A 10,814-nucleotide genomic window follows, 5' to 3' on the forward strand; every position below is an offset into this window, starting at 1 on the left:
AAAGCATCAGGGCCTTCTACTTCATTATTGCCGTAGTATTTTTCTTTAATATCAGCATAATTATCACCAACAATACTTCGAGGGTCATAATTTTTATTTAGCATGTAATCTACTTTTCCTGAATAGTATTGTACAGCTTCCCCCATTTCACTGTCGGCTAGCATCTTAATTTGTGTAGCATTTTTTCCTTCAAGATCGCTATTATTTTCGAGCATCTGAAGAAAAGCTGTTTTATATTGAGGTATTGTAAATTCTGCTGCATTAATATTTTCAATAGTCATAGGTTTATCGCCCAACGCTTTTTGCAATATATCAGTCATTTGTCTAATCATCTCTTTTTGCTCATCGATTTGGGATAATGACATTTTAGCCTCTTTTAATTCTTTTTCATAAACACTTACTGCTCTTAAATATTCTCTGAATTCATTCGGAAATTTTTTTCTGTTCTTTTCATAAATATCATCAACTTCAAAGTAATCTTTTCCAAATAATTTTTCGTATAAGGAAACAATACGAGTTGATTCCATGGTATCATGATCAACGTCTTTTCCATCTTTTCCACCAATAAAATCCCATCCGTGTATATCATCAGTATATCCATTACCGTCATCATCTTTACCGTTATTGGCAATCTCTTTAGAGTTAACCCATATATTGTTTTTTAAATCGGGATGATCGATTTGAACTCCACTATCGATAACTCCAACAATAATAGGGGAGGGCTTTAAACCTTTAGATTTTAAAAAATTGATGGCATCATTGGTTCCAACGCCATAGATACCGGTTTTCTCATAGCTTTGATGATACCAATTCTTTAAAGCAATCGAATCGACTGCCTGATTAGTATCTTGTGAAAATGCTGTAGCAGTAATTAAAGTAAAAGCGATGCTTAAGCTTAATAGTTTTATCTTCATTTAATTGTTATTTTTATTCGACATTAGTAAGATAATTAGCAGATTTCGGGCCAAGATTGCAAATAAGATCAATGATCGAAAGATCATTCATAAATTCGAAACGGTCTGAAAATACTTGAATATATTTTTTATTATAATAAGAACTTTCTTTTTTTGCATTGAATGCCTCGCGGGCATCTGTACATTCAGGAAATTCTACATATTCATTGGTACGGATATAAGTATCGTCTATTTTTAAAATAGAAAAGGCCCATTCCAATGTTTTTACATTTAAATCCAATAAAAAAGTCTCTTTTTTTTCCAATAAAGTGACTAATTTATCTTCATAGTATTCAAAATATGGAGAACTTTGGTAGGCAGATTGCAAAGATTTTATATGTAATTTTTGCCATGATGAAGTATAAGATATTTTAATATCTTTCATGATTCTGGCTCCCGAATGTTCTATAGGAATAATCAAAGGCAGCTTACCGTTTGCTCCTTGTATGAGACAACGATTTCGATAGGTTTGTTTTGGAAAATTTTCCCATTGTTCTAAATGTCTCTTATCTGATTTTGTCCAAATCTCGAAATACGAGATCGGTGGAAAATAGAAACAAGGTAAAAGTATCATAGTTATCTTTTATAAAAGCGCTAATTTACCATAAAAATAAATATGATCTTCTTATTATTTCACTTAATTATAGGTGCAATCTTTTTATGTAAAGTTTATCTTTTTTAAAATCATTAAAATAACTAGAAAAAATTATATCTAACCCCTAAAAATCCTCGCATTTTTTGTAATGATGCATAATTGTAGGATGTGTCAAAAGTGTAACCATTAGGATTGGTTACTGGATTATTCACGTCTTTATTAAAAGGATCAAATGGACGCATGATAGGATTTTTAGGAGTAAAATTGAATAAATTTTTTATTCCTCCGTAAATTTCAATACCGTTATCGAACTTTTTAGATAATTGAATATTTGCGATACAATACCAAGGAGAATATTCACTTCTGAAATCGTTTGGCTCAATAGGCAATCGCATTTTTCCATTCCATTGACCAGAAAAATCCAAAGCAATTTTTTTAGGAAAAGTATAGGTCATAACAAATGTACCGGACCATTTAGGGGCATATAATTGATCAGTTCTTATATAACTACCGTCATTATCTTTTTCCTTAGTGTAAACATCCATATAAGTTACTCCAGCCATAATTTTAATTGGAGCTAGGAAAGACCATTCTGTATTTAGAGAAATTCCTTGGGACACCGCATGACCATCTAAATTATCGTAGATAATTTTAGTAGGATCGGTATCAAAATCACCAATTATTTTATTAGTAAAATATGAATAAAATCCGGTAATATCGAGATTTAAATTTAAATCTGTTGACATTATTTTTTTAACATAATTTAAATTCCCATTATACGATCTTTCCGGTTTTAAAGAATTTAAAATAATAACCTCTCTGGCTCCGGTCAGAGCGGAGTGATCTTCTGTAAATATATTTACCACTCTAAACCCTGTACCGAAACTGGCTCTCAAAGTATTCGTTGAGTTAGGAGAAAATTTGTAAGCAACTCTTGGAGAATGAACATTTCCGTGATGCTTGTCATTGTCGTATCTATATCCCAACAACAACTTATTCATCTCGTTAATTTTCCATTCATCCTGTAAAAATACTCCAGGTAGTGGGGTTTTTGAAGGTTTATTTTTTAAACCGTCTGCAGAAGCGGTAGCAGGTGTATTGTCATCATAATAAGTATATCGAAAAGAGGCTCCCATTAAGATATTATGATTTTTTATGGACTTGTCCCAGTAGCTTTGAATAAATCCAACTTGTTGGGTGGCCATGTAAGGAGTATCTCCATACCATGAATTTTGATCGTGCCAATTGTAAGAAAATTGTGTATATATCTTTTCCTCGAAAGGTAATTGGTATAATCCGATTACTTCTGCTCGCTTGGTATAGATGCTTTCTCCATATACCTCATCACTACCACGGTATTTTTTGCTCCAATTCATTTCGCCTCCCCATCGATCTTCATTAACCCAGCGTAAACCTATACTGGCTACTCTGTTTTGATCTCTTTTGAAATTCCATTTATTAAATACCGAAATTCTATTTTGCACCGTTAAATCGGTAAAACCATCGTGATTGTCATCAATAGGGTTATCGTAATAAAAATGATTTACTCCTAATAAGCTAGTTATTTTTTTACCGGCATTGAATTTTAATGATAAATCGGTACTAAGTTCTCCCCAGCTAGTACTGAAAATATCTGCTGCAAATTTGGGCGCTCTTTGAGGATTTTTAGTAATTACATTTATAATACCTCCCATTGCTTCGGATCCGTATAAAGAAGAAGCCGGACCTTTAACAATTTCTATTCTTTCTACTAGACTATTCGGTATCCCGCTGAGACCATATACTGTAGATAGACCGCTTACTATTGGCATACCATCAATTAAAATCATGGTATAAGGTCCTTCCATACCATTTATATGGATATCTCCCGTATTACATACACTACAATTGATTTGAGGCTTAACCCCGTTAACCATTCCGACAGCATCAAAAAGGCTAGGAGTAGGGTTTTTTTGAAATAATTTTGGCGTAATAATTTCAACTGGAACAGGACTGTCAGATTTTCTCACCTCTTTCATTGTTCCAGTAATTACTACTTCTCCAACTGTTTTTTCTTTATTGTTATTAAGTGAGTCTTTAACCCCTTGAGAATATAAAGATCCTATGGATAATATAAGCAATATAGTTAAACCTCTTTTCATAATATTTAATTTTTTAGATCAGCAAATATAAAAAATTAGACTAGTCTAACAAATTTATTTTACTATTATATTTTTAGCAATTAGATTATTTAATTTCAAGAAATGAATATTTTAATATATTTGTATATGTTTTCATCTATCGAAGAAAATTATCTAAAGGCTTTATATAACCTGTCTGATGAAGAGGGAGAGGTATCTACTTTGGCATTAAGTCAATCCTTAGAGATAAAAATGCCTACCGTGAATAGCATGATGAAAAAATTTTATACTAAAGGATTGGTATATTATCAGAGCTATAAACCGATTAGGCTTACAGAAAAAGGAAAAAAAGAGGCTGCACTTATTTTGAGAAAACACCGATTAACAGAAATGTATTTGGTAGAGAAAATGGGATTTAGCTGGGAAGATGTTCATGAAATTGCCGAACAAGTAGAGCATATACATTCCGAAAAGTTTTTTAATAAAATGGACGAACTTTTAGATTATCCTAAATTTGATCCTCATGGTTCACCTATACCGGATAAGGAAGGAAATATAGAATGGGTAAGCTTTAAAAAGCTAAGCGAATATAATATTGGAGACACGGTAGAATTGTCGGCTATTATCCATAGTTCAAAAGATTTTTTAAAGTATTTGAATTCTAAAAATTTTAATTTAGGTATTAAATTTAAAATTAAGTCGATTGAAGAATTTGACGGAAGCATTACCATATCTGTTGTTGGACAAAATAGGGAAGAAGTTTTAAGTAATATTATTGCAGAAAAACTCTTAGTTAAAATGTGTTCCAGTTAAAAATTAATTTATTTAATTGTACCACAATTTTTAGATATAAACTATTTTCAGGGAAATAATTATTTTTCACTATCTTTATTCTATGAAGAAGGGATATGCAGATTTGCCTTTACATTACGGTACAGTACCTGCCTGGTTAGCTAAAAGGATGAGTTTATTAGGAGGTGCAATTGTAGAGGCAATTGTTCAAGAATACGGTAAGAAGATGTTGTTGCAAAAAATTAGTGATCCATTTTGGTTTCAATCTCTAGGTTGCGTATTAGGAATGGATTGGCATTCTTCGGGGATAACAACATCAGTAATGAATGCTCTAAAGAAAGCAATCAATCAAAGATCCCTTGAACTAGGGATTTATGTTTGTGGAGGAAGAGGAAAATCATCTAGTAATACTCCTATAGAATTGTTACAAATCGCAAATAAAACAGGATTAGATGGTAACGATCTTGTTAAGAAAAGCAAGTTGGTGGCTAAGGTTGATAATTGTGCCGTACAAGACGGTTTCCAGCTATATTTACATTCTTTTATTGTTACCGATGAAGGGGATTGGGCCGTCATTCAACAAGGAATGAATAGTAATGAAAGGATGGCAAGAAGATACCATTGGTTGTCGTCCTCCGTGAAATCCTTTACAGAAACTCCTCATTCGTTTATTTACGGAAAAAATAAAGGAGAAATTTTAAATTTAACCGATCAACAAGCACAAGCGACTAAGCAGGGCATTATAGGATTAACTAAAGAAAATCCGGATAAGGTCATGAAAGAAATTAATTTAATTATGCCCAATCATCATGAAGTTTGTGCAAGCGATATTAATTTGAAAAGACTCGGAGCAGCTTTAGTACTTGCTCATGAAACAGAAGTAAAGGATGTTGAATCTCTATTACTCTTGCAAGGAGTGGGGCCGAGAACTTTGCAATCTTTGACATTGGTTAGCGAAGTTATACATGGTACTCCTTCAAGATTTTCTGACCCGGCACGATTTTCTTTTGCACATGGAGGAAAAGATGGTCATCCTTTTCCGGTTCCTACGAAAATATATGATGAAACTATAGAAATATTCAACAAGGCTATTAATCAATCTAAATTGGGTGAAAATGATAAATTACAAGTACTGAAAAATCTATCTAAAGTTTCTATGGAGATAGAAAAAGATTTTATTCCTAATAATAATTTTGAGGAATGGATTGAAAATGAAAGGAATAATTCCTGGAAATACGGTGGCAAAACCATCTATGGAGATGCCGTTGAAAATGGGGCAAGTATTACAAAAAATATTAAAAAAGAAACGAAATCTAAAACAAATAAAATTGATATAAACCAATTAAGTTTATTTTAATAAAATAATTTATATTTGTTTATAGACTTTCACCAATAAATTTAGCTTTTAATTCTGTTTCAGTCCATTCTTTTTGAGGATTGCTTTGGGCGGTTATCCCTCCTCCCACAAAAAGTAAAGCCCCGTTATTATAAAGCCTTGCACAGCGCAAATTTACAAAATACTTGTCGAAATCAGGGGTTTCCAAACCTATATAGCCGGCATAAAAATCACGATTGTATCCTTCATTTTTTAAAATGTAATTCCTACTACTCTCCAATGGAATTCCACAAACTGCTGGAGTAGGATGTAAGGAATGAATTAATTCAGATAATTGAGTAGTATTTTTTAAGTGTACAGATAAGTAAGTTATTAAATGTTTTACATGTCCCAAATGCAATGTTTCAGGACCTTTTAATGAAAGGCCGGGAACATATTTTTTTATTTTTTCATAAATGTAATCTGTCACATATTTTTGTTCGTTAATTTCTTTTTGTTCCCATTGAGCAGAATTATTATCGGGCAGGGTACCAGCTAATGCCATGGTAGTAAATTGAGAATTTTCATAAGATCCTAAAACCTCAGGAGTGGCACCCAACCATATTTCTTTTTCATTCCAATAACTTAAATGACAAAAAGAATTGGGATACTTTTCACATAAATATGAAAAGGAATTAATTGGGTCTATAGAATCTTTATCAATCCATTTTTCCCTAGAAATAACTATTTTTTCCGTCTGTTTGTTTTCAATATAATTAATTGTTTTTCGAAGCAGTTTTAAATAATTGTTCTCAGAAATAACTTTTGTATTTTCTTTTCTAGTTAAAGGCAGTACATATTTATTATTAATCCTAAGGTCTTTTAATTCTATAAATTCAGTAAATTGAAAAGAATATTTTTTTGTAGTATCAAAAGATACAAAGGAATAGCTGCGTATTCCTTTATTATCCTCTTTAATAAAATATATATGTTTATTATTGGGTAATCGTATAAAGGCAAAAGGAATATTCTTTTCAATGCAATTAATTACCATTTCAAATAACATTACGCAAAATTATTTTTTGGAACAATTCGGTTAGTCATTGTTACATGACAGTTTTTAAAAGTATTTCCATTCTCATCAGTACAATAGATGGAAATTTCAACTATATGTGAGGTTTTACCTTTATTAATAAATTTTGCAGTTGCAGTTAATTTACCATTTTTTACAGATTTTAGATGGTATCCGTTAACTTGGGTACCAAAAACATGGTATTCCGAAATATTTACGGTAGTTATCGATAAAAAAGAACCTACGGTTTCAGCCATAGCTAAAGAAGCTCCTCCATGTAAAAACCTCATAGGTTGATGTACTGTAGAAGTTACGTCCATTTCAGCGGTAAGAGTGTCTCCTGTAAAATCTGTATAAACGATACCTAATGTTTGCATTAAGGTATCAGAAGAAGATGCATTTAATTGAAATAAAATTTCTTCTTTATTCATTTTCGAATGATTTTGATTTCTGCAAATTTAAAAATTATAGATATAGTTTAGGGTAATATATAAATTAAAAGAATCTAATTTTAGATTTTATTAACATAGGTTCTCTTTGAAAGTGTAAATTTATTTCCCGTGTAATGATCTTTGGGTAACAGGCATTATATAAATAGATATAAGAAAAAAATCATTTATTAGTTGCTAATATAACATCAAAATAAAATTTATTCAAATAAAATTATATGAATAATATTTTATTTTTATCATTTATAAATATTACTTTGCAATCAGATTGCAAATAAGAGAAATTATTTTTGTAGTATAATCTAAAAAAGATAATTATGACTACCAATAAGCCTAGTTGTGCTTGTCATTCAGATGATAAGAATAATAAAAGTTCTCATGGGCACGGAGAAAATAACCATGAACATAATCACGACCATAATCACGACCATGATATCAATTACGATACAAATATTTACCAATTATTTTTACCCGCGATTATTTGTGCTGTTTTCTTAATTACTGCTCTTATTTTTGATTCATTGCATTTTTCTTTTTTTAAATCTTGGTTCAGGCTTGGATGGTATATAGTAGCATACCTTCCTGTGGGGTATCCTGTGTGCAAAGAAATGCTAGAGGAATTTAAACATAAGGATTTTTTTAATGAATTATCTTTAATGTTTTTAGCTTCAGTAGGCGCATTTTATATTGGTGAATATCCGGAAGCTGTAGCGGTCATGTTATTTTATTCAATAGGAGAAAATTTCCAATCTTTAGCAGTGGCTAAAGCAAAAAGGAATATAAATTCCTTATTGGATCAAAGGCCTGATGTAGCAACAGTGATAGAAAATAATAATACCAAAGTTGTTAAAGCAACGGAAGTACACGTAGGCGAAATTATTCAATTAAAACCTGGAGAAAAAGTAGCGTTAGATGGTGAATTACTTTCTTCGTCATCGACTTTTAATACGTCTGCACTAACCGGAGAGAGTGCTCCACAAGTTAAAGAAAAAGGAGATGTTATTTTAGCGGGAATGATAAATTTGACTTCTTCTTCACAAATCAAAGTTACAACTCCTTATTTCGATAGCAAGTTATCTAAAATATTGGATTTAGTACAAAATGCGACAGGTCAAAAAGCAAAAACGGAATTGTTTATTAGGAAGTTTGCTAAAATTTATACACCTGTTGTTTTTTTTATATCCTTAATGGTATTTGTGCTTCCTTATTTTTTTACCAAAAACTATGATTATGAAACTTGGTTATATCGCTCACTTATCTTTTTAGTTATTTCCTGTCCTTGTGCTTTGGTTATTTCAATACCCTTAGGTTATTTCGGAGGAATTGGATTAGCATCGAGAAACGGAATATTGGTAAAAGGATCTAATTTTTTAGATATTTTGGCGGAAATTAAGCAGGTTGTGTTTGATAAGACCGGGACATTAACTCAGGGAAATTTTTCAGTAGAGAGGATGCATATAGAACCGGGATTTGATCAAACTCAACTTTTACAATGGATAAATTTAGCTGAATCTCACAGTAACCATCCCATAGCTGCAGCTGTACTTGAATATGTTGGGGTAAAACCGGATATTTCTCAAATAACATCTATGGAAGATATTCCGGGCAAAGGAATTAAAGTTGAAATCGAAGGTAAGGATATTTTGGTAGGTAATTTTAAATTAATGGATGCCTATAATATTTCCTATGGGGCTGAAATAAAGGAGGTTGTCAATACTGTTGTTTTGGTAGCAGTCAACAAGGTATTTGCCGGTTATTTGGAAATAGCAGATCAATTGAAGCCCGGAGCTTCGAAGGATATTAAAAATATTCATACTTTAGGTATTGATACCACCATTCTTAGTGGTGATAAAAATTCAATTGTTCAAAAGGTAGCAAAAGAAGTAGGTATTGATCGAGCGTATGGTGATTTGCTTCCAGAGGATAAAGTTTCTAAGATGAAAGAAATAAAGGCTGCTAGTAAAGGTAAAGTAGCTTTTGTAGGAGATGGTTTTAACAATGCTCCTGTTATTGCATTAAGTGATGTGGGAATAGCTATGGGCGGTCTGGGTAGTGACGCAACTATAGAGGTAGCGGATGTGATTATACAAGATGATAAAACTTCTAAAATTCCTATAGCTGTTAAAATAGGAAGAGCAACTAAACATGTGGTATGGCAAAATGTAATATTAGCTTTTGGTATAAAAATTATAGTAATGATCTTAGGAGTTTTTGGAGATATTCATTTATTAGAAGCAGTTTTTGCAGATGTGGGCGTAGCATTATTGGCTATATTAAACGCTGTTCGTTTACAAAAAACAAACTTATCAAATTAGAAAATAGTTCAAATTATATAAATTGTTAATCAATTTATATAATTTGAACTATTTAAAAGTATTCTGGTATATGTTCGTCAGATTTAAATACAAATGGTTATTGTAATTAGTATTTCTAACTCTTTTAATATAAAAACATTTCTCTAAGCTTATCTATATCTGCATTTATTTTCTTAATTAAGAAATTAGTAATCGTACCGTAATTTTTTTCAATTTCGCTCAAAGCATTTTCTAAATATTCCGGTATAACGGTATATAGAAATTCATTAGAAGGATTTTCTTCAATTAAGGGTTGATATTTATCCGCAAGATATATGTTCGAAACTAAATAGTCTTCTATAATTGTTTCTTTAGGAATATCAAGAGCATAAAGAAGTAGAGCCGTAGCTAATCCAGTTCGATCTTTACCTGCCGAACAATGAAAGAGAATAGGCAATTGTTCATGGTCTTGCAAATGTGTAAAGAATTTTTCGTAAGCATTAATATATTCATCTTCAGTTACCAATAACTTATACAAATGCTTCATAGCATCGATAACATTTTCTTTACTGGTTTGTTTACTTTTTGCATAAGCCTTTAAACGTCCGGGCTCAATGCTTATGTAATAATGATTTTTAACCTGCTCAGGAATTCTGTCGGGTAGTATACTATATTCATCTTTACACCTGAAATCTATAATGGTGGATATCGGTATGCTGGATAAATAAGTTAAATCTGCATTTGTTAGATTATAGAGGTCGTCGGTTCTGAATAATTTCCCCCATTTTATATGTTTACCATTTTTAGATTCCAATCCTCCCAGGTCTCTAAAATTATAACCGCCTTCCATTGGAAGATGAGTTTCAGCAAATATGACTGAACCTAATGCGGTCTCTAATTTAAAATAACTTCTTTTTGAGGGAAGTACATATAGGGGATAGGTTCCGTAATCTTTACCTTGAGCAATAGGTTTTTTAATATTGATAGTTTCTATGGTATCACCTGCATATAAATTCCATTCTCCTGAAATATTTATACTTAAATAGGCTGATTTAGTATGTTTATCTCGGATTATTTTGCAATTTTTAAGAATTTTTGTTTGATTATTATATTTATTTTCTTTTTTTATGGTCATATCTTTTATAATCATATTAATTTGTGTAGTTAATGAAAACTTAAAATACCACAAATTTATTGCCATAAAAATCATTAAAAATAATCTAT

General features: G+C 31.2%; 8 protein-coding genes and 1 pseudogene. 3 read left to right on the plus strand and 6 right to left on the minus strand.

Translation table 11 applies throughout. The features are described 5' to 3' along the window. The 3 genes and pseudogenes from M3Z80_RS07500 to M3Z80_RS07510 form a co-directional block, all read right to left on the minus strand. Positions 1-914, minus strand: a pseudogene (locus M3Z80_RS07500) (peptidase S8); the annotation flags it as partial. Between the two features lie 13 nt (positions 915-927). Beyond that, the gene (locus M3Z80_RS07505; RefSeq protein ID WP_293918925.1) at positions 928-1,527 is read right to left on the minus strand and encodes a WbqC family protein; all 600 of its coding nucleotides are present in this window, start codon (positions 1,525-1,527) and stop codon (positions 928-930) included. A gap of 122 nt (positions 1,528-1,649) precedes the next feature. Next, on the minus strand, positions 1,650-3,689 hold the full coding sequence (locus M3Z80_RS07510) for a TonB-dependent receptor plug domain-containing protein (RefSeq protein WP_293918926.1): 2,040 nt from the start codon (positions 3,687-3,689) through the stop codon (positions 1,650-1,652). A 126-nt stretch (positions 3,690-3,815) separates the two neighbouring features. Here M3Z80_RS07510 and M3Z80_RS07515 point away from each other — a divergent pair, with 126 nt between their 5' ends. Further along, entirely contained in the window at positions 3,816-4,481 is a 666-nt protein-coding gene (locus M3Z80_RS07515; protein WP_293918927.1) for a metal-dependent transcriptional regulator, read from the plus strand. A gap of 82 nt (positions 4,482-4,563) precedes the next feature. Beyond that, positions 4,564-5,817 (plus strand): DUF763 domain-containing protein, encoded by a 1,254-nt coding sequence (locus M3Z80_RS07520; protein ID WP_293918928.1) that lies wholly within the window; start codon positions 4,564-4,566, stop codon positions 5,815-5,817. 19 nt (positions 5,818-5,836) lie between these two features. Here the strand turns inward: M3Z80_RS07520 and M3Z80_RS07525 are convergent, their stop codons facing one another. Both M3Z80_RS07525 and M3Z80_RS07530 read right to left on the minus strand, forming a co-directional pair. Continuing rightward, positions 5,837-6,841 carry an isochorismate synthase gene (locus M3Z80_RS07525; protein WP_293918929.1) on the minus strand — a complete coding sequence of 335 codons (1,005 nt, stop codon included), beginning with the start codon at positions 6,839-6,841 and terminating at the stop codon, positions 5,837-5,839. Beyond that, a complete protein-coding gene (locus tag M3Z80_RS07530) occupies positions 6,841-7,278 on the minus strand; it encodes a hotdog fold thioesterase (RefSeq protein WP_293918930.1) in 438 nt (145 codons plus the stop codon). Before M3Z80_RS07530 ends, M3Z80_RS07525 begins: the two co-directional genes overlap by 1 nt. A gap of 335 nt (positions 7,279-7,613) precedes the next feature. Between M3Z80_RS07530 and M3Z80_RS07535 the strand changes: the two genes are divergently transcribed. Then, entirely contained in the window at positions 7,614-9,611 is a 1,998-nt protein-coding gene (locus tag M3Z80_RS07535) for a heavy metal translocating P-type ATPase (RefSeq protein ID WP_293918931.1), read from the plus strand. A 124-nt stretch (positions 9,612-9,735) separates the two neighbouring features. On the opposite strand, the gene M3Z80_RS07540 is transcribed toward M3Z80_RS07535, so the two are convergent. Continuing rightward, the coding region (locus M3Z80_RS07540; RefSeq protein WP_293918932.1) for a tyrosine-protein phosphatase at positions 9,736-10,814 on the minus strand (1,079 nt) is incomplete at its 5' end.

This window comes from Apibacter sp. (genome assembly GCF_025291155.1).
Classification (GTDB): Bacteria; Bacteroidota; Bacteroidia; order Flavobacteriales; family Weeksellaceae; genus Apibacter.